This window comes from Sulfitobacter aquimarinus, assembly GCF_040149565.1.
Lineage (GTDB): Bacteria > Pseudomonadota > Alphaproteobacteria > Rhodobacterales > Rhodobacteraceae > Sulfitobacter > Sulfitobacter aquimarinus.
The window spans coordinates 403,072-422,618 of sequence record NZ_JBEFLO010000003.1 but is presented as its reverse complement, the minus strand read 5'-3'; the positions used below and the strand labels follow the sequence as shown (position 1 = coordinate 422,618).

The following is a 19,547-nucleotide window of genomic DNA, read 5'->3' as shown; positions in this document are numbered from 1 at the left end:
AAATCCGACCCTCCGTCAAACGGCATCCAACTGCCATACCCGCCTTGCAGGTCGCAGGGCGCAGTGACACAGTGGCGCAAACGGAAACAAAAAGGAGCGTCCCATGTTGGAGCATCGCAATTTCTACATCAACGGTCAGTGGACCGCCCCCGCTGCCGCCAATGATTTCGCTGTCATTGACCCCTCCACAGAAGAACAGTGCGCCGTTATCTCGCTTGGCGACGCAGCCGACACCAACGCAGCCGTGGCTGCCGCACGCGGCGCATTTGACAGCTGGTCACAGACCTCCAAAGAGGAGCGTACCGCGCTGATCAAAAAGCTGGCCGAGATATATGACCGCCGTCAGGAAGAAATGGCGCAAGCCATGTCGATGGAAATGGGCGCGCCCATCAATCTCAGCCGCGCACAGCAAGTGGGCGCAGGCACATGGCACATCGGCGGGTTCCTTAACGCGTTTGAAGATTTCTCGTTCGAGCGTGACTTTACCGCGACCGAAAAGACCCTGCTGGAGCCCATCGGCGTCTGCGCGCTGATCACACCTTGGAACTGGCCGATGAACCAGATCATCCTCAAGGTGATCCCCGCACTGGCCACAGGCAACACCGTTGTGCTGAAACCCTCCGAAATCGCACCCCTGTCGGGCGTGCTGTTCGCCGAGTTTGTGGACGAGGCAGGCTTCCCCGCAGGTGTGTTCAACCTTGTGAACGGCGACGGTGTAGGCGTCGGCAGCCAGCTGAGCGCGCACCCCGATGTTGACATGGTCAGCTTCACAGGTTCGACCCGCGCGGGCATCGCGATCTCCAAAGCCGCGGCAGACACGCTCAAGCGCGTCAGCCTTGAGTTGGGCGGCAAAGGCGCCAACATCATCTTTGAAGACGCCGACCCCAAAGCGGCCAAGCAGGGTGCGATCCGCTGCTTCCGCAACTCGGGCCAGTCGTGCAACGCGCCGACCCGTATGCTGGTGCATAAATCGCGCTACGATGAAGCCGTGGCATCTGCCTCCGAGGTTGCGACCAACACCCATGTTGGCCCCGCGTCGGAAGAAGGCAAACAGATCGGCCCCGTCGTGTCCGAGGCGCAATACAACAAGATCCAGGGCCTGATCGAAAAAGGCATGGCCGAGGCCCGCCTCACCGCAGGTGGCTTGGGCCGCCCCGACGGCCTCAACCGTGGCTACTATGTCAAACCGACCGTCTTTGCCGATGTAACAAACGACATGACGATCGCCCGCGAAGAAGTCTTTGGCCCGGTTCTGTCGATCATCCCCTTCGAGACAGAGGAAGAGGCCATCGCCATCGCCAACGACACCCCCTACGGCCTGACCAACTACGTCCAGACCAGCGACGACGAGAAACGCCGCCGCGTCGCCCGCCGCCTGCGCTCTGGCATGGTCGAGACAAACGGCCAAGGCTTCGCCCAAGGCTCGCCCTTTGGCGGCTACAAACAATCCGGCAATGGCCGCGAAGGCGGCGTCTTTGGTCTCGAAGAATTCCTCGAGGTAAAGGCCGTCTCGGGTTGGGCCGCCGAATAATCCCCAATAATTAAGACGACGAAAGGGCTGCCTTCGGGTGGCCCTTTCTCTATCCACCCGCCCATTGGTTGAGAGTGCGGGATTGAGTTTAAAGGCAAAATAAAGAACGCGGCCTTCGCTCCTTAAACTCTCGTTAACCTTGATTGGCTACCGTTGAAGAGCGCGGACCGCTGGAGAGCTACCCCGCGTGCAAAGTGAAGAAGCACCACCTCACCCCGGACGGGCGGGGTGGTGTTCTTTCACCACGGTTCATCGCTTCTTTATTTTGCCTTTAAACTCAATCCCGAATTAACGGCGGGCGCTGTGGTCGCGTTAGAATGGCGCCTTGCTGCGCACGCGTGTGGACTGTCCTCCGTCGGGGTGGTGAAACCGCAACTCCTCTGAATGCAGCATCATGCGCGGAAATTCCAACGCGGGCCCCGTGGCGTAAAACGGATCACCCAGGATCGGGTGGCCGAGGCTGAGCATATGAACCCGAAGCTGGTGGCTTCGCCCTGTGAGGGGGGTCAGGCGCACTCGGGCAGTGTCGCCCTCGTCTTTGACCACACGCCAATCGGTTTGGGCGCTTTTGCCCGTCTCGTGGCATACCATTTGTCGCGGGCGGTTGGGCCAATCGACGATAAGCGGCAGATCAACTGTGCCTGCCTTCTCAGACGGGACACCCCAGACCCGCGCGACATAGGTCTTTTTCGTCATCCGCTTTTCAAACTGTAGCCCCAGATGGCGCTGCGCGTGCCGCGTCAGGCCAAAAATCATCACTCCGGATGTGTCACGGTCCAAACGGTGGATCAGTAGCGCATCGGGGAACGCCGTTTGCACCCGCGCAAGCAGGCAATCGGCCAGATGCGGCCCTTTGCCCGGAACAGACAACAAGCCTGCCGGTTTGTTCACAAGGATCACTTCATGGTCGAGGTGAAGCACCTCCAGCGGATCGTCGGGTGGGGAATACGTTGCGTCCATAGGGCTCTCAGTCCCACGTGCAGGGTAGGTTTTCAACCCGGCTCATGGCAGGCTTGCATGAAACAGGAGACTTACACATGCATCCCACGATCCAGAAATTCCACGACTACGTCCTTGCCAATGACCATTCCAAGGTTCCTTCTCTCATGGCCGAAGACGTCACATTCCAGCCGCCGACCTATTGGGCGACATGGAACGGGCGCGATGCAGTTGCCGCCGTTTTGGGGCACGTGAACGAGGTGTTTCACGATTTCGAATACCGCCGCGTCATGGGGTCAGGCAATGATTGGGCGTTGGAGTTTCAATGCAAGGTCGAGGGGCTGGATTGTGTCGGGGTCGATCTGATCACGCTGAATGATGACGGGTTGATGCAAACCTTTGAGGTTGTGATGCGCCCGCATAAAACCATCGGCGCACTGCGGGCTGCGATGAACGAAAGGGTTTCCAAGGACCCTGCGTTCCTGAAACACAAATCCGCGCTGACCTAGGTCGCCTTTTGGGACCGCATCTGGCGCACCATCGAAACGGTATAGATCACCAGCGCCAACCAGATGAGCGGTAGTGCGATGGCGCGGGCGCGGCCAAACGGCTCGCCGAATATAAACACAGCGTTGAGCATAATCATGGTCGGCGCGATGTACTGCATGATGCTGATGGTCGACAGGCGCAGCCGTTTGGCGCCATTGGCATAACACATCAGCGGCAGCGCCGTGACCAACCCGCAGCCCAGCAACAGCCACGTGTCGCGTGCGTCTCCCGCAAGGAAATGCACGCCGCCGGTCGTTACCAGATAGACCGCATAGCCAAGCGCAGGCGGCAGCAGGATCAACACCTCCATCAGGAAGCCCTGGTTCGGACCAATGGGCAGGCTGCGCTTTGCCAATGCGTAAAAACCCCATGTCAGCATCATTCCAAAGGCAAGCCACGGGGTTTCCTCTGCGTCGAAAACCAATACCAGAACCGCGATGCCCGCAATCGCGACAGCAACCAGTTGCGCGACATTCAGACGCTCACGCAGGATCACAGCGGCCAGAAAAATGCTGAACAACGGGTTAATGTAATAGCCAATCGCCGCATCCAGCGCACGGTCCGTCACCACCGCATAGACGTAAAAACCCCAGTTCAACGATACCAGCGCAGCCGTCACACAGCCCATCGCAACCATGCGCGGATTGCGAAATGCATCTCGCAAATCTTGGGTCCGGCGCAGCACAATCAGCACCAGTGCAGCAATCGGCACCGACCAGATGATCCTGTGAGCAATCACCTCGCCCACGGGCATATGGCTCAGTAGTTTCATATACAGCGGCAAGAAGCCCCAGAACACATAGGCACCGCCCGCAAACAACAACCCTTGCGGTGTATCTTGGGCTTGGCTGGCTGGCGTGTTCATGGCGGTCTCCCTTATCCCTCAGAGAGGTAGGGGAAACCGCCCGCCTGTGAAAGCGCTAGATTGTACCCGCTACACCTTCACCCGTTCGGATTTGGGATCATATATCGGTTTGAGCGAGGCTTCGGCCCGCACCCGCGTCCCCATGACGTCAATCTCGAAATCTGACGCGAGCAGTTCTGCGACGCTTTCGCCTTTGCACGGCACATAGCCCATGCCGACTGCCGCGCCGACGTGGTGGCCATACCCGCCCGAGCTGAGGTAGCCAACGATCTGACCGTTCCGCACGATCGGCTCGTTGTGATACAGCAGCGGCTCGGGATCGGTGAGTTTGAACTGTACCATCCGCATGTCCAGCCCCGCCTCTTTCTTCGCCAGCACGGCGTCGCGCCCGATGAAATCAGGCTTGGTCGTTTTGACGGCAAAGCCCAGCCCCGCTTCCAGCACATGATCCTCGGACGTGATGTCGTGCCCGAAGTGGCGAAAACCTTTCTCAAGGCGGCAGGTATCCATCATGTGCATCCCGCACAGCTTCACGCCTATATCCTGACCCGCTGCATGCAGCGTCTCGAACACGTGGCCCGCCTGATCGGTGCTCATGTAGACTTCCCAGCCCAGCTCGCCCACGTAGGTCACGCGGTGCACACGGGCGAGGCCCATCCCGATCTCGATCTCTTGGGCGGTGCCAAAGGGGTTCACATCATTGCTGAAATCATTGGGCGAGACGGCTTGCAGCAGCTTGCGCGCGTTTGGCCCCATGATGGCCAGCACCCCTTCGCCCGCCGTCACATCCGTGATCACCACGTTGAAGTCACCCTGTTGGCGGCGCATCCATGTCTCGTCGGCCAGCCGTGTGGCGGCGGGGGTGACAACCAGATAGGCGGTCTCGGACAGGCGTGTCACGGTAACATCCGCCTCGATCCCTCCCGTCCGGTTGAGGAATTGGGTATAGACGATCTTGCCCACTGGCACGGCATAATCGCCGCCGCCGATGTAGTTGAGGAAGGCTTCCGCATCGCGCCCCTCGACCCGTAGTTTGCCGAAGGACGACATGTCGTACATGCCGACATTGGTGCGCACGGCGTTGTGTTCCTCTGCGACGTTGTCGAAAAAGTTCTGCCGCTTCCACGAGTATTCGTATTCAGGCGCTTGCCCCTCGCGGGCGAACCAGTTTGCACGCTCCCAGCCTGCGATCTCGCCCATGACGCCGCCATGTTCTAGCAGATGCGCATGGAATGGCGTGCGGCGGATGCCACGGGCCGTGGCCTTCTGGCGGTAGGGGAAGTGATCGGCATAAAGCAGGCCGAGCGTTTCTTTCGACCGCTCGAACAGGTAGGTTTTGTTGCCTTGGAAGGGCTGCATGCGGCTGATGTCCACATCACCCAGATCGAATGGCTTTTCGCCCGTATCCATCCACTGCGCCAGCGCCATCCCTGCGCCACCCGCCGACTGGATCCCGATAGAGTTAAAGCCCGCCGCGACCCAGACATTGTCCATCTCGGGGGCCAGCCCAAGGTGGTAGGCATCGTCGGGGGTAAAGCTTTCGGGGCCGTTAAAGAACGTGTGGATGCCCGCTTCGGCCAGCATGGGCATCCGCTCCACGGCGGCCTCGAGGATCGGCTCGAAGTGGTCGAAGTCTTCGGGCAATTGGTCGAACTCGAAATCGGCGGGAATGCCGTCCATCGCCCAAGGTTTTGCGTTAGGCTCAAACGCGCCCAGCAGCATCTTGCCCGCGTCTTCTTTGTAATAGGCGCATTCGTCTGGCACGCGCAGGACGGGCAGTTGCGAGAGGCCCTTGATCGCCTCGGTCACGATGTAGAAGTGTTCGCACGCGTGCAGCGGCACATTCGTGCCTGTCATTTTGCCCACTGCATGGCCCCACATGCCGCCACAGTTCACGACCATGTCGGCGGTAATGTGGCCGCTCTCTTCGCCGTTTTGCCAATCGACGCCGGTGATGCGGCGGCCTTCTTTGGTCACGCCTGTCACGGCCGTGCGCTCGATCACTTTTGCCCCGCCCTGACGCGCGCCTTTGGCCATGGCCAGCGCGATGTTGGCGGGATCACCCTGCCCGTCTTTGTCGAGGTACACAGCGCCCGTGACCCCTTCGATGTTCAGGTGCTCATAGCGTTCCAGCACTTCCTTGGCGGTGATTTCTTCCACATCCACACCAAAGGCGCGGGCCATGGCCGCTTGGCGGAAAATCTCTTCGCGGCGCTCGTCCGTCAGCGCCACCGTGATCGACCCGCAGCGTTTAAAGCCGGTGGCCACGCCCGTCTCGGCCTCAAGGTTGCCGTAAAGCTCTTGCGAGTATTTCGCGAGCTTGGTCATGTTCGCCGTCGCCCGCAGCTGCGCAATCAGGCCCGCCGCGTGCCATGTGGTGCCCGAGGTCAGCTGCTTGCGCTCCAGCAACACCACGTCTTTCCACCCCAGTTTGGTCAGGTGATACGCAACCGAGCAGCCAATGACGCCGCCCCCGATGATAACGACACGCGCATGCGCAGGAACAGCAGCCATTGAGTGACCTTTCTAGACGATTGTGTGGCCCGCGTCCCGAAGACGACGAGCGATTTCAGCGATGTGATCGGGGCCGACTTCGCAGCAGCCCCCGACGATAGTGGCACCCGCGCCAACCCAGTTCATGACGTGATCGGCATAGGCTTCGGGCGTCAGATCGGTACGCGCCGTCAGCGCGTCAACCGTGGGCGCGTCTTCCTTGAAGCCGTCGCTGATCATGGTGAACCCATTGGCATAAGCCCCAAACGGCAGACCGCAATCCGTCAGGATCGGCAGCCCTTGGGTAATCGCCTCGGGCAGCGAGCAGTTGATCAGCACAGCGGCGGGTTTGTAGTGGTTGATCATCTCCGTCACCACAAACAATGGCTCGCCCGAGCGCAGCTTGGTCCCGTCAACATCATCAACCGAAAACGCCATCCACAGCGGCTTGTCCGAGCCTGAGGCCGCATAGCCCTGAAAGATTCCCTCGGCCTCTTGCAAGGAACTGACGGTTTCGGCCAGCAGCACGTCCACGCGGTCGCCCAGCATGGCGATCTTTTCGGCAAAACGTTCGGTTGCGAGGGCCACATCAGGCGTCAGGTCAGGACGGTAGCTGGCCAGCAACGGCCCAAGCGCGCCCGCGACCTGCCCGCCACCCTGCGCATCCCGCGCCGCCACGGCCTGATCCACCGAGGTTTTGATCAGATCGCCCTGACGGTCTGCCAAATCCACACGCTCCAGACGGCTGCGGTGGACGGCATAGCTGTTGGTCGTGGCCACTGTGGCTCCAGCCGCGAAATAGTCATCGTGCACGGCCCGCACCAGATGTGGCTCTTCCATCATCACATTCGTGGACCAAAGAGGTGTCGGTGCGCTCGCGCTGCGCTTGACCAATTCTTGTCCGATAGAGCCGTCCAGCAGGGTAATATTTGTCATGCACGTAGTCTTTCATTTTGCGGATCCCACAGCGGGGCATCAGGTTGCACTGTTGCCCTGCACATACGACCAAAAATGTTAATTTCCAACTCCGTTCCCGCCACAGCCAGATCAGCGCGGATGGTGCCCAGCGCCACGGACTTGCCAATGCGGTAACCCCAATCGCCCGAGGTCGTCTCGCCCACCACTTCGCCGTTGTGGTAGACTGTGGACATATAGGGCGCGTCCTGGTCGCCCGCCTCGACGGTCATAGTGACGAACCGCTTCTTGATGCCTTCTTTGGCTTGGGCCGCGAGGGCAGCTTTGCCGATAAAGTCTTGAGGCTTGTCGAGCTTGACCCAACGGTCCAGACCCGCCTCCAGCATGGTGTAATCGGTGGACAGGTCGCCCTTCCACGTCCGGTAGCCTTTTTCGATCCGCATGGAGTTCAGGGCGTACATGCCGAACGGCTTGGCCCCTGCGGCGATGATCGCGTCATAGACGGCAGGGCTTTCGTCGAACTTGGTATGGACCTCCCAGCCCAGCTCACCTGCGAAGGACACGCGGAACAGCTTGGCCGCTTTGCCTGCGACCGTGGCGTCCTGGATCGACATCCATGTGGCGGCCAGATCGCCGTCGGTCATGCCTGCCAGAATATCGCGGGCGGCGGGGCCGGTGACGATATGGGTCGACCAGTCGTTGGTGATGTCGGTTAGGCTCAGCGAGCTATCGGCAGGCATACGCCCTTTCAACAGCTCAAAGTCATGCCACAAGGCGACAGCAGCCGTCATCAACCAAAAGTCATCCTCGCCCCAGCGGATCACGGTCATCTCGGTCAGGATACGGCCACGGCTGTCGGTGAAATAGGCAAGATTCATACGGCCCACTTTGGGCAGCGCGCCAGACGTCTGCCCGCGCAGCCATTCGGCGGCACCTTCACCACTCAGCGCATAGCGCGAAAAGCCCGGCATATCGAGAACACCTGCATGGTCGCGCACGGCCTCGACTTCCTCTTTGATACGCACGGACCACGGGCCGTTGCGGTCCCATGTCTGTGTGCTCTCTTCCGAGGTGTCATCGCCGTCTTTGGCAAACCAATTGGCCCGCTCCCATCCGTTATAGGCGCCGAACTGCGCACCCGATGATTGCAGCGCCGCGTGGTTGGGGGACAGCTTCTTGTCGCGCCCCGCGGGCCATTCGTGGTGCGGGAAGTGCATGGCGTATTCGTGGCCGTAGGTCTCAAGCGCCTTTGACAGACAGTGATCGTGATCGGTGTAATCGGTATAGCGGCGCGGATCGACGGCCCACATGTCCAGCTCTGTTTCGCCGTGCATGATCCATTCGGCCAGCACTTTGCCAGCCCCGCCGCCCTGCGCGATGCCAAAGGTGAACGAATGACCTTCAAAGGCGTTCTTCACACCCGGCATCGGGCCGATCATTGGCAGGCCATCGGGCGCATAGGGGATCGGACCGTTGATATTCCGCTCAACCCCGCCTTGGCCCAACAGGGGCACCCGCTCCATCGCGTCTTCGATGTAGAACTCAAGCCGCTCCAGATCGTCGGGGTAGAGCTGGAAGGAGAAGTCCTCGGGCATCGGGTCTTCGGGCGTGACCCAGTGGGCCTTGCAGTTACGCTCGTACGGGCCGAGGTTCAGCCCGCTTTTGTCCTGACGCAGGTAATAGCTGATGTCCACGTCGCGGATCATCGGCATCTTGTGGCCCTTCTCCTTGGTCCACGCCTCAAGCTCGGGCAGTTGCCCCGTCAGGAAATACTGGTGCGACATGACGACCATGGGGACGGTACGCCCGCCGAAGGGTTTGAACATCTCGCCCACGCGCTGCGCATAATAGCCCGCGCAGTTGACGACGTATTGCGCGCGGATTTCGCCTTTGGGCGTTTTCACGATCCATTCGTCGCCGTCACGGTCAAGCCCCTCAACAGGGCAGAACCGCTCAATCCGACCACCGTTATCACGCGCCCCTTTGGCCAGCGCCTGGGTCAGCTGTGCGGGGTCGATGTCGCCATCCAGCGGGTCCCACAGTGCACCCTCAAGGTCGTGGACCTCCATGAACGGATTATAGTCTTTGCATTCTTCAGGGGTCAGCATACCCATATCCAGACCCTGATACGCGCCCATGCTCATCACCCGCTCGAACTCCATCATGCGCTCTTTGCTATGGGCCAGCCGCAGGGCGCCTGTGACGTGGTAGTTCATCGGGTAATCGACGTCCTTGCCCAGCGTGCGGTACATCTCTAGCCCGTAGCGCTGCATGTTCATCACGGCCCAGCTGCTGGAGAAGTTGGGGCAGTTGCCCGCCGCGTGCCACGTCGAGCCCGCCGTCAGTTCGTTCTTTTCCAGCAGAACGCAGTCCTTCCAGCCCTCTTTCGCGAGGTGATACAGCGTCGAGGTGCCGACAACGCCGCCACCGATGATAACGACGCGGGCTGTAGTTGGGAAATCAGACATGAGGATACTCCGTTATTGTGCGTGTTGCGGAAGATCATCCGCGATGTCGTAATAATCGCCTTTGTCGGCGACATAGATGTGCTTGGCAGTAATGATCCCTGTGGCCCCGTCCAGCGTGCCCGACATCACAGAAACCGCGCCGCCGTCGTCGGCATGGCGCCAGAACAGCGATGATCCGCAGCGGTTGCAAAAGCCCCGCTCGGCCTTGGGGGAGGATTGGTACCACTGCAATGTCGTGCTGTGGGTAATTTTCAGTTGTGCCGCCGCTACCTGTGTGGCCGACACATAATGGCCCGAGGTCTTGCGACACTGCACGCAGTGGCACGCCACAGACGGGCGCAGGTCGCCGTCCAGCGTATAGCGGACGTCGCCGCACAGGCATGATCCGTTGTGCATGTGTTACCCCCTGACCGGCGTAGATGCAGCGCCCAGCAAGACGCCGTATATAATGAAACACGTGCCCATAATGCGGCGCACCCAGACGTTGAACACATCCCCCAGTGCCGCACGGCCAATGCCTGCACCCAAGGCGGTAAACCCCGTATAGCTGAGCGCGGTGAGGATGAGCGCGGTAGGGAAGATCACCAGCATCTGCTCCCGAATCGGGACATCTGGCTGCACGAACTGGCTGAACGCCGCGAGGTAGCCTGCGACGCTTTTGGGATTGATCGTCGCGATGGCCAGCGCCCGCAGATAGACGGATTTCGCGGGCCGTTCCTCGATCCTGACAGCTTTGCGGGCCTGAATAATACCGCGCAGGCCGAGGTAAATGAGGAAGGCCGCGCCCAGCAGTTTGGCCGCGGTGAAGGCCGTTGATGATGCGGCAATCAATGCCGTGACGCCCAGCGCCGAGAGCGTGAGGAAAAGTGCCGCTTGGGTCAGGATGCCCGCGACACCGACCCATGCGCGGCGCATCCCTAATTGCATCCCGTTGTTGATGCAATTCACCGCATTGGGGCCGGGCGTGGTTACGAAGATCACCCAGAAGACTGCGAAGATGGTCCATGCCTCAAAGCTCATGCGGGACTGCCATCCTAATACACCGGCGGGGCGATGACCCAGATCGCCACAGCGGGATCTGGGGTGCGATTGGCCCAGCGAAACGGCTCGCCGCGCACGCGGAAACTATCGCCTGCGGTCAGGGTATGGGCCGTGCCTGCGATCTCGATCTCGAGCGTGCCTGAAATCACATAGCCAACCTCTTGGGTCGGGCGGGTCACGGCGTCTTTGATGCGGCTGTGCGGCAGGAAGGTCGAATGCACCATCTCGAAGTCATCGGTGAGGTCGGGCGACAACAGTTCCTCGACCAGCCCTTCGGTAGACGAGCCCATGGGCCGCCGCGCCCCTGCCCGCACAATGAACCCCGCCTCGGAGGCGGGGGCCGCTTCGTGACGGAAGAGGATCGAGACGGGGACATCAAACACCGCCGCGATTTGGCGCAGGTCGGCGATGGAGGGATCGGATTTGTCCCGCTCAACTTGACTGAGCCACCCGACAGAGCGCCCCAGTGCCAGCGCCGTATCGCTGAGTGTCATACCCCGCGCGCGGCGCAGGGCGCGCAAGTCAGCGCCAAGCGTGTGGGAGATATGCGGCAGGTCGTGGTGCATGGTACCTCTGACAAAAACGGCGGGGTGCCGAATCCTGTTGATCGGCGCCGTGCTCTAGCTTTGTCAGGAGTTCGTGAAAAAATCTAATATTATTTCACGTGCTTGAAAATTTGCTGTAAAATTTCCTGCAAAGCATCCGCGTCGGTTTGGGTAAAAGCATCCGGCTGGTCGCTATCGAGGTCAAAGACACCCAGCAGTTTGTCGTTTCCATCAAAGACCGGCAGGACCAGTTCTGACCTTGTGGAACTGGCACAGGCGATGTGGCCGTCGAACGCCTCGACATCCGGTACGAGCTGCACCTTGCCGCTGCGCGCCGCCGCGCCGCAGACACCACGGGCGAAAGGAATAACCAGACATCCGTGGCCGCCCTGATAGGGACCGATCTTGAGCAGCTCTGGCGCGGTTACACGGTAAAACCCCGTCCAGTCGAAGCGATCGTCGCTGTGATGCACCTCGCAGGCGACTGTCGCCATCAGGGCAACGGCATCGGTTTCGCCCTCGGTGAGGGAGGTGAGGGTTTGGGACAGCTCTGCATAGTTTACGGGCATTTTGGTGTCTTGTCTGTTGAAGGCGGCCCCAAGGGGCCGCGATGAGTTTAAGGGCAAAATAAAGAAAAGTTGGTGTTGGGGGGTCAGCTACGCTCTATCGCGATGGCGGTGCCTTCGCCGCCGCCGATGCAGATCGCGGCGATGCCGCGTTTAAGGCCGCGTTTTTCGAGGGCGTTGAGGAGGGTCACCATGATGCGTGCGCCCGAGGCGCCGATGGGGTGGCCCAGCGCGCAAGCGCCGCCGTTTACGTTGACGCGGTCATGGGGCAGGCCCATTTCCTGCATAAAAGCGAGCGGGACAACGGCGAAGGCTTCGTTCACCTCCCACAGGTCGACGTCTTCTTTTTGCCAGCCGAGTTTTGCCAGCAGCTTTTGAGCCGCAGGCACGGGGGCGGTGGTGAAGCGGCCGGGGGCCTGCGCATGGCTGGCGTGGCCGAGGATGTGGGCGCGGATGGTAAGGCCCTGATCCTTGGCCGCGGCTTCGGAGGCGAGAACGAGGGCCGCTGCGCCGTCGGAGATGGAGGAGGAGTTGGCAGCGGTAACCGTGCCACCCTCGCGGAAGGCGGGCTTGAGCTGGGGGATTTTATCGGGTCGGGCGGTTTTGGGCTGCTCATCCGCATCAAGTGTTACAGCGCCCTTGCGGGAGGGCACATCGACGGCCGCGATTTCATCGGCAAAAGCCCCGTTTTCCTGCGCCTCCAGCGCACGGGCGAGGGATGCGAGCGCGTAGTCGTCCTGAACCTCGCGGGTGAACTGGAACTCCTCTGCGCAGTCTTCGGCGAAGGTGCCCATCAGGCGACCTTTGTCATACGCATCTTCGAGCCCGTCGAGGAACATATGATCCACCACCGCGCCATGGCCCAACCGCGCACCGCCGCGCATTTTGGGCAGCACGTAGGGCGCGTTTGTCATGCTTTCCATGCCGCCTGCGACCATCACATCGGTATGGCCAAGGGCGATCTGGTCATAGCCGATCATCGCGGCCTTCATGCCGGAGCCGCACATTTTATTCAGCGTCGTTGCAGGCACTTCTTCGCCCAAGCCCGCAGCAAAGCCCGCCTGACGGGCGGGGGCCTGTCCCTGCCCTGCTGGAAGAACACACCCCATCAGGACCTCGTCCACCTGTGCGGGGCCTGCGCCGTGCAATGCGGCCCGAATGGCAGCCCCGCCCAAATCGGCGGCGGTCATCGTGCTGAATGCCCCCTGAAACCCGCCCATTGGCGTGCGTGACGCCCCTGCGATCACTACTTTTTGCATATTCGATCTCCCGTTATGTGCTGGCGCTTACCGGTTGTTAGCCAATTCGTTTTAGCAATGGTCGCACGCAATCTTTGCAGGAATATAACATGGAACTTAGCAGCTCAATAGAAGCGAGCCTTCAGATCGTCACCGTGCAGGAACAGCGTATCGATGCGGCTGTGGCCTTGTCGTTCAAGGACCGGATGCGAGAATTGACGTCAGGTGGCCCTGACACCGTTTTGCTGGATCTGAACCATGTCCAGTTTATCGACTCCAGCGGGCTGGGCGCAATTGTTGCTGTGATGAAAAACCTACATGACGGCCGCAAGCTGGTGCTGGCGGGGCTGTCGCCAACGGTCGACAAAGTGTTCCGCCTGACGCGGATGGATTCCGTATTCAGCGTATTCCCCACGGTTGATGCCGCACTGGCAGCGCTGCAAGGGTGAGTCGGCACATCAAGAGTGACGCCTATGGGTGAACCACCACGCATAGCGCCCTTCAGTATCTCTTTACGCGGAGAGGAGCAGGCAGTGCGGGGCGGGCTGGCCCGCATCATGGACGCCCTTGACCCTTTGTCACTTACTCCCGATGACGCTGGCACGGTCGAATTGGCGCTGGCAGAAGCGCTCAATAATGTTGTGGAACACGCTTTGGCGACATCCACAGGCGAGACGATCATCGAGGTGCAGGGGCAGTATCGCGACAGCGGGCTGCACCTGACCATCATCGACCAAGGGCAGGAAATGCCGCAAGGGGTCGCACCAACCGCACGAGAGCCTGACCTGGATGTACCCTATGCCGACATGCCTGAGGGCGGGTTTGGCTGGTTTATGATCCACAGTCTGGCATCGCGGGTCCGATATGCCCGCATCGGGGACAGGAACCACCTGAGCCTGCTGCTGCCTGTGCGCCTTTCGTCAAATTGACGCGGACCCGAATAAGGTCATCGCAATACCTTAAACCCGCCCCAGACGCATCACAAATTTGCCATGCTTACCCGTCATACCCTTTCTTGTAGCTGCATAAAGCTTCCTTCGGCGTCGCGTTTAATTGCCCCCACCCAGTACGCGACGCCGGAGCACTTCCCCCCAAACAGCATCATTCGCATTGGCACCCCCGCCAGATCGCACTAGGTTCCGCGTGACGAGAATTTTATGCGAGGCTTTCCTGATGCGCGATTTCCATTTCCCGGGCCGTTCCCCTGTACTTGCCACAGGCGGCATGTGCGCCACATCTCACCCATTGGGGGCAAAAGCCGCGATTGATGTGCTGGAGCGGGGCGGCAACGCCATGGATGCCGCGATTGCGGGGGCTGTTTTGCTGGGGATTTGTGAGCCGCAGATGACCGGCATCGGCGGGGATTGTTTTGTCCTTTGGTCTGAAGGCGGCAGCGACAAGGTACATGCGCTCAACGGATCGGGGCGCGCGCCTGCGGCGCTGGACGCTAGCCTGCTGCGCGATGCGGGTGAGACGGCCGTGCCGCTCGGATCAGCACATGCCGTCACTATTCCGGGTGCGGTGGATGCGTTTTGTCATTTGTCCGACACCGTGGGCAAGCTGGGGCTGGATGCCGTTCTGGCCTCCGCGATCCGCTATGCCGAAGACGGCGTGGTCGTCGCACCCCGTGTTGCATTTGACTGGGCCAATGATGCGGATACGCTGCAAGGCGTGGCGCGGGACAAGTTCCTGATGAATGGCAAAGCGCCCAAAGCGGGCGACATTTTCCGCGCCCCCGGGCAGGCTGAAGTGCTGCGGCGGATTGCCCGTGAAGGGCGCGATGCCTTCTATACCGGCGAGGTTGCCGAAGATATGCTTGCCGCGCTGAATGCGGCTGGCGGGGTGCACACGGCGGATGACTTTGCCGCGGTTGCGTGTACGTCGACCGCGCCGATCAGCGGTACCTATAAAGACATCGAAGTGGTCGAGCATCCGCCAAACGGCCAAGGCGCGACCGCGATCCTGCTGCTCAACATCCTGTCACAGTTCGACATGGCGGGCATGGATCCGCTCGGCGCGCAGCGCGTGCATATCGAGGCAGAGGCGACCAAGCTGGCCTATGACGCCCGCAACCGTTTCCTCGCCGACGCCGACTATGCCACCCGCGCAGATTACATGCTTGAGATGGATACGGCCAAGCGCCTCGCCGCGTTGATTGATCCCGCAAAGGCGATGCAAAGCCCTGCGGCGCTGACAGAATCAGTACATAAGGACACGATCTATATCACGGTTGTGGACGGCGACGGCATGTCGGTCTCGCTCATCTATTCTATCTTCCACGGCTTCGGCTCTGGCATCGGGACGGATAAGTTCGGGCTGCTGATGCAGAACCGTGGTGCGGGCTTTACTCTCGAGGAAGGGCACCCGAACGAGATGAAGGGCGGCAAGCGCCCGATGCATACGATCATCCCGGGTATGGTGCGCCAGAACGGGCGCGTCATCATGCCCTTTGGCGTGATGGGCGGGGCGTATCAGTCAACGGGCCATGCGCGGTTTGCCAGCAACATCACAGATTTCGGGATGGACCCGCAGGCCGCTATCGACGCACCACGTGCGTTCACGGACAACGGTACACTGAACGTCGAACGTGGCTATTCCGATGCCGTCCGTACCGAGCTTTCGGACAAGGGCCACACGGTCGCGATCCCGAAGACCGCCATTGGCGGCGCGCAGGCGGTCAAAATCCACGAAAGTGGCGTGCTGGAGGGGGCCTCGGACCCGCGCAAAGACGGCTGTGCGCTGGGCTACTAAGGCTCAGTTCAGTTGGAAATGCAGCGGGTAGGCACCGTTTTCAAACGGGCCGAACAAATCGGAGATATCGGGGTGGTCGACAGGCTCCCCCGAATAATCCGCAACAAGGTTCTGCTCGGACACATAAGCGACGTAATAGCTTTGATCGTTTTCGGCCAGCAGGTGATAATACGGCTGGTCCTTCACGGGACGGCTGTCTTCGGGAATCGATTCGTACCATTCTTCGGTATTCGCGAATTCGGGATCGACGTCAAAAATCACCCCTCTAAAAGGGTGTTTCTTATGACGGACAATCTGGCCCAGATGATATTTTGCGCGCGTTCTAATCATTGCAAGGCGCTCCCTACCTTCGGACACGTACCGAAACAAGCTTATTTTGTCCAACAATTGCCGCTTCCTTAAAGGAAACAGTCTGTGAACTTGACACTAACCGTCCTAGAGATCGTGGCCCCTGTGTTTTTACTGGCGGGGGTCGGGTTTGGCTGGATCAAGCTGGGGTTTGAATACCGGATCAACTTTGTCACGCAACTGGCGACAACGCTGGCGGTGCCCTGCCTGATTTTCACCGCGCTGATGCAGACGCAGATTGACCCCGCCGCCCTTACCGCGCTGTCGCTGGCGACGCTGGTGGCGTATGGCGTGGTAACGGTGGTGGCGCTGTTTCTGGTGAAGGTCACAGGGTTGAGCACGCGAACCTACGCCGCGCCGATGATCTTTGGGAATACAGGCAACATCGGTCTGCCCTTGGCGCTTTTTGCCTTCGGGCCAGAGGGGCTTGGCTATGCTGTGGTTGTGTTTGCCATTATGGCGGTCTGGACGTTTACCTTTGGCATCTGGCTGGTTGCGGGGTCGGGCAGTTTTGGCAAAGTCCTCCGCGAGCCGCTGGTTTGGGCCACGCTTTTGGGCGGGCTGTTTTTGTGGCAGGACTGGCAGACGCCCAAGTTCATGACCAACACACTTGAACTGATCGGGCAGATGGCGATCCCGCTGATGTTGATCACTTTGGGCGTGGCCGTGGCGCGGCTGACACCCAAAGGCGTGGGCCGTGCGGTAGTCCTGTCAATCATTAAGCTGGTGCTGTGTACGGCCATTGCGTGGGGGGCGGGCCTTGCCTTTGATCTGGATCCCGTGGCCTTTGGGGTGTTGGTGCTGCAGGTCGCGACACCCGTTGCTGTTACCTCTTATCTGCTGGCCGAGAAATACGGCGCTGACGCGCAATCTGTGGCGGGGCTGGTTGTTGTCTCGACGCTGATCTCGGTCGGCGCATTACCGCTTCTTTTGGCGCTGGTATTATAGGATTTTACTGTAAATCGCCGCGTGGCTGCGGTATGATCGGGCAAAATATATAATAAACGACTTGAGGCGTAGGCAGATGAAAAACCCCCTTCGCGCTATGATTATCGTCCTGTTGCTGTCCAGTTGCGGCGGCTCGTCCACGACTCCGCCACGGAATCTGGACAACGCGTGTTCGATTCTCAAACAGCGCCCCGACTATCACAAAGCGTTCAAAGCCACCCAGCGCAAATGGGGCATTCCCGTTCACGTGCAGATGGCCACCATCCATCAGGAAAGCAAATTCGTCGGCGATGCGCGCACGCCCTTCCGCTATGTGCTGGGGGTGATCCCCATGGGCCGCCAGTCCAGCGCGTTCGGTTACGGTCAGGCGCTGGACGCCACATGGGACGAATACCGCAAGGCTGAAAACCGCTTCGGTGCGCGGCGCAACAAGATCAAAGACGCGACCGATTTCATGGGCTGGTATATGAACATCAGTCGCGAGCGGAACGGCATCGCGCTGTCCGATGCGCGCAACCAGTATCTGGCCTATCACGAGGGCCACACCGGCTTCCGCAAAGCCAGCTATAACCGCAAACCGTGGCTTGTGGCCGTTGCAGGTAAGGTCGAAAACAGATCGGCCATGTACCGCGACCAAATCGCGGGCTGCCGTTTGCGGTGATCGTCAAACGGATCGTCGCCAACATCGCGAGCCCCAACCCCGAGCAGACAATCGCATTCTACCGCGACCTGCTGGGGCTTGATCTGGTGATGGACCTCGGCTGGATCGCGACCCTTGCGGGGCCTGCGCCCAACGCCACCCAGATCAACATTGCCTCGGAAGGGGGATCGGGCGCGGCAGTGCCTGATCTGTCGATTGAGGTGGATGACGTGGACGCCATCTATGCCCGTGCAACCGCGATGGGTCTGAAGGTCTACTATCCGCTCACGGATGAGCCGTGGGGTATTCGACGATTTTTCGTAACTGACCCTGCAGGCAAACTGATCAATATATCAGCGCATATGGGTTAGGGGCGGCGCGTCACACCACCCCCTTTGTTCAAACGTGCGCGTCAGCGGTCGGAGCTGCCTGCACTGGTGTCGAACAATCTGTTGGACAGATTGCCGCCCTTTTTCAACTCTCCCAGAATAACCGTCGTCTGGCTGCCATTGCCGTCATTGATGATCCATTGACGCAGCTCGGGGTTGGGGCCCGTAAACTTCATCTGGATGTTGCCGTATTGCGGGTTCTCGGGGTCTTGTGCGGTGACTGTGGTGGCGGTTCCGTCATAGGCGTGGCCTGTGACCATCTTGGCCTGATTGAGGTTCACGTTCCGCGCCAGAATGATCGACAGCGGCGTGCGCGATAGCGGATAGCTTTCGGGCGGTTGGTTCGACTTGGTGTCATAGATCACAACCGTGTTGGACCCTGCCACCACCAGCCCCGTGTCGGGTGCGTTATACTCAAAACGCACACGGCCCGGGCGTTTGATATAGATCGTCCCCGTCGAGATGGTGCCATCACTGTTGATCTGCGTAAAATCCCCTTTGGCCGTGCTCATCGCGTTGAGGTATTTACTAATGCTGCCCAACGGCAGTTTGTCAGCCATGGCACCGCTTGCTGCGATGGCAATCGCCGCGCCCAGCGCAAGTGTTTTCAAAATTCGCATATCATTGTCCTGTAGCTTATTCTTCTTTGCTCAACTCAATATAGAGTGTCTTGGGTGGTTATACGATATCAACGGGAAAATGAGCATGTAGTTGCCACCATGGAACCAATGCCCTGTGCGGGTTGTTATTCTTGCGAAGCTAACAAAAACACAGGAGTTCCCCATGAACGAAGTATTTGCATCAGGTATCGACGATCAGGCCCGGCACAAGGTCGTGGGACTGCTGAACGCACGCTTGGCGGATATGATTTCGCTCACGCTTGCGGTGAAACAGGCGCATTGGACCCTCAAAGGCCCAGGATTCATCGGCGTACACGAGTTGCTGGATGATGTGGCCGAGCGGCTGCGCGAAGGTGCCGATCTTATGGCAGAGCGGACTGTCGTTCTGGGCGGTCAGGCCAAAGGCACTGTTGAAGAGGTCAGCGGCAAGACATCTGTCGCGCCCTATCCCACTGATCTGGTCGATATTGAAGGTCACGTTGCGGCACTCACCGAACGGTACAAGTCTGTAGGTGCCGCGCTGCGGGAGGCGATCGCCACAACCGCAGATGCAGGCGATGCCGTGACAGAGGACCTGTTCACCGAAGTCAGCTCGATCATCGACAAGGACGCGTGGTTCATCGGGGCCAACGCAAAGGTCTAGCACAAAAAAATGGCCCCCTTCTGAGCAAGGAGGCCATTCTCACGAGGGTGCCGGAGCG

At 60.0% G+C, this 19,547-nt stretch carries 21 protein-coding genes; 9 read left to right on the top strand and 12 right to left on the bottom strand.

Annotated features, from left to right (window positions below; genetic code table 11):
• The first annotated feature begins 103 nt into the window (after nt 1–103).
• On the top strand, nt 104–1,531 hold the full coding sequence (locus ABMC88_RS09095) for an aldehyde dehydrogenase family protein (protein ID WP_349576550.1): 1,428 nt from the start codon (nt 104–106) through the stop codon (nt 1,529–1,531).
• Between the two features lie 312 nt (nt 1,532–1,843).
• Here the strand turns inward: ABMC88_RS09095 and ABMC88_RS09090 are convergent, their stop codons facing one another.
• Nucleotides 1,844–2,491 (bottom strand): pseudouridine synthase, encoded by a 648-nt coding sequence (locus tag ABMC88_RS09090; RefSeq protein ID WP_349576549.1) that lies wholly within the window; start codon nt 2,489–2,491, stop codon nt 1,844–1,846.
• A 77-nt stretch (nt 2,492–2,568) separates the two neighbouring features.
• Here ABMC88_RS09090 and ABMC88_RS09085 point away from each other — a divergent pair, with 77 nt between their 5' ends.
• On the top strand, nt 2,569–2,979 hold the full coding sequence (locus ABMC88_RS09085; protein ID WP_349576548.1) for a nuclear transport factor 2 family protein: 411 nt from the start codon (nt 2,569–2,571) through the stop codon (nt 2,977–2,979).
• Here ABMC88_RS09085 and rarD read toward each other — a convergent pair.
• From rarD to ABMC88_RS09040, 9 genes are all read right to left on the bottom strand, one after another.
• A complete protein-coding gene (rarD, locus tag ABMC88_RS09080) occupies nt 2,976–3,884 on the bottom strand; it encodes an EamA family transporter RarD (protein WP_349576547.1) in 909 nt (302 codons plus the stop codon). The genes ABMC88_RS09085 and rarD overlap by 4 nt on opposite strands.
• Before the next feature lie 69 nt (nt 3,885–3,953).
• On the bottom strand, nt 3,954–6,398 hold the full coding sequence (locus ABMC88_RS09075) for a GcvT family protein (RefSeq protein ID WP_349576546.1): 2,445 nt from the start codon (nt 6,396–6,398) through the stop codon (nt 3,954–3,956).
• Nucleotides 6,399–6,410: 12 nt separating this feature from the next.
• Nucleotides 6,411–7,313 carry a homocysteine S-methyltransferase family protein gene (locus ABMC88_RS09070; protein WP_349576545.1) on the bottom strand — a complete coding sequence of 301 codons (903 nt, stop codon included), beginning with the start codon at nt 7,311–7,313 and terminating at the stop codon, nt 6,411–6,413.
• A complete protein-coding gene (locus ABMC88_RS09065; RefSeq protein ID WP_349576544.1) occupies nt 7,310–9,760 on the bottom strand; it encodes a GcvT family protein in 2,451 nt (816 codons plus the stop codon). Before ABMC88_RS09065 ends, ABMC88_RS09070 begins: the two co-directional genes overlap by 4 nt.
• A gap of 12 nt (nt 9,761–9,772) precedes the next feature.
• Nucleotides 9,773–10,156 (bottom strand): GFA family protein, encoded by a 384-nt coding sequence (locus tag ABMC88_RS09060; protein WP_349576543.1) that lies wholly within the window; start codon nt 10,154–10,156, stop codon nt 9,773–9,775.
• 3 nt (nt 10,157–10,159) lie between these two features.
• Nucleotides 10,160–10,780: a LysE family translocator gene (locus ABMC88_RS09055; protein ID WP_349576542.1), complete on the bottom strand. Its 621-nt coding sequence runs from the start codon at nt 10,778–10,780 to the stop codon at nt 10,160–10,162.
• A 14-nt stretch (nt 10,781–10,794) separates the two neighbouring features.
• Nucleotides 10,795–11,367: a helix-turn-helix domain-containing protein gene (locus tag ABMC88_RS09050; RefSeq protein WP_349576541.1), complete on the bottom strand. Its 573-nt coding sequence runs from the start codon at nt 11,365–11,367 to the stop codon at nt 10,795–10,797.
• Between the two features lie 89 nt (nt 11,368–11,456).
• Complete coding sequence (locus tag ABMC88_RS09045; protein WP_349576540.1) at nt 11,457–11,915, bottom strand: free L-methionine (R)-S-oxide reductase MsrC; 459 nt, start codon at nt 11,913–11,915, stop codon at nt 11,457–11,459.
• An 83-nt stretch (nt 11,916–11,998) separates the two neighbouring features.
• Nucleotides 11,999–13,171: a thiolase family protein gene (locus ABMC88_RS09040; protein WP_349576539.1), complete on the bottom strand. Its 1,173-nt coding sequence runs from the start codon at nt 13,169–13,171 to the stop codon at nt 11,999–12,001.
• A gap of 89 nt (nt 13,172–13,260) precedes the next feature.
• On the opposite strand from ABMC88_RS09040, the gene ABMC88_RS09035 reads away from it, so the two are divergent.
• From ABMC88_RS09035 to ABMC88_RS09025, 3 genes are all read left to right on the top strand, one after another.
• The gene (locus ABMC88_RS09035; RefSeq protein WP_349576538.1) at nt 13,261–13,599 is read left to right on the top strand and encodes an STAS domain-containing protein; all 339 of its coding nucleotides are present in this window, start codon (nt 13,261–13,263) and stop codon (nt 13,597–13,599) included.
• A 24-nt stretch (nt 13,600–13,623) separates the two neighbouring features.
• Entirely contained in the window at nt 13,624–14,079 is a 456-nt protein-coding gene (locus tag ABMC88_RS09030) for an ATP-binding protein (RefSeq protein WP_349576537.1), read from the top strand.
• Between the two features lie 244 nt (nt 14,080–14,323).
• On the top strand, nt 14,324–15,901 hold the full coding sequence (locus tag ABMC88_RS09025; RefSeq protein WP_349576536.1) for a gamma-glutamyltransferase family protein: 1,578 nt from the start codon (nt 14,324–14,326) through the stop codon (nt 15,899–15,901).
• A 3-nt stretch (nt 15,902–15,904) separates the two neighbouring features.
• Here the strand turns inward: ABMC88_RS09025 and hspQ are convergent, their stop codons facing one another.
• Nucleotides 15,905–16,231, bottom strand: a complete 327-nt coding sequence (hspQ, locus tag ABMC88_RS09020) for a heat shock protein HspQ (protein WP_349576535.1) — start codon at nt 16,229–16,231, stop codon at nt 15,905–15,907.
• Between the two features lie 84 nt (nt 16,232–16,315).
• Here hspQ and ABMC88_RS09015 point away from each other — a divergent pair, with 84 nt between their 5' ends.
• The 3 genes from ABMC88_RS09015 (at nt 16,316) to ABMC88_RS09005 (ending at nt 18,208) form a co-directional block, all read left to right on the top strand.
• Entirely contained in the window at nt 16,316–17,197 is an 882-nt protein-coding gene (locus tag ABMC88_RS09015) for an AEC family transporter (protein ID WP_349576534.1), read from the top strand.
• Between the two features lie 76 nt (nt 17,198–17,273).
• The gene (locus ABMC88_RS09010; protein WP_349576533.1) at nt 17,274–17,858 is read left to right on the top strand and encodes a transglycosylase SLT domain-containing protein; all 585 of its coding nucleotides are present in this window, start codon (nt 17,274–17,276) and stop codon (nt 17,856–17,858) included.
• On the top strand, nt 17,855–18,208 hold the full coding sequence (locus ABMC88_RS09005) for a VOC family protein (protein WP_349576532.1): 354 nt from the start codon (nt 17,855–17,857) through the stop codon (nt 18,206–18,208). Before ABMC88_RS09010 ends, ABMC88_RS09005 begins: the two co-directional genes overlap by 4 nt.
• A gap of 41 nt (nt 18,209–18,249) precedes the next feature.
• On the opposite strand, the gene ABMC88_RS09000 is transcribed toward ABMC88_RS09005, so the two are convergent.
• The gene (locus tag ABMC88_RS09000; RefSeq protein ID WP_349576531.1) at nt 18,250–18,846 is read right to left on the bottom strand and encodes a LolA family protein; all 597 of its coding nucleotides are present in this window, start codon (nt 18,844–18,846) and stop codon (nt 18,250–18,252) included.
• A 163-nt stretch (nt 18,847–19,009) separates the two neighbouring features.
• On the opposite strand from ABMC88_RS09000, the gene dps reads away from it, so the two are divergent.
• Nucleotides 19,010–19,489 (top strand): DNA starvation/stationary phase protection protein Dps, encoded by a 480-nt coding sequence (dps, locus tag ABMC88_RS08995; protein ID WP_349576530.1) that lies wholly within the window; start codon nt 19,010–19,012, stop codon nt 19,487–19,489.
• Nucleotides 19,490–19,547: the final 58 nt, after the last annotated feature.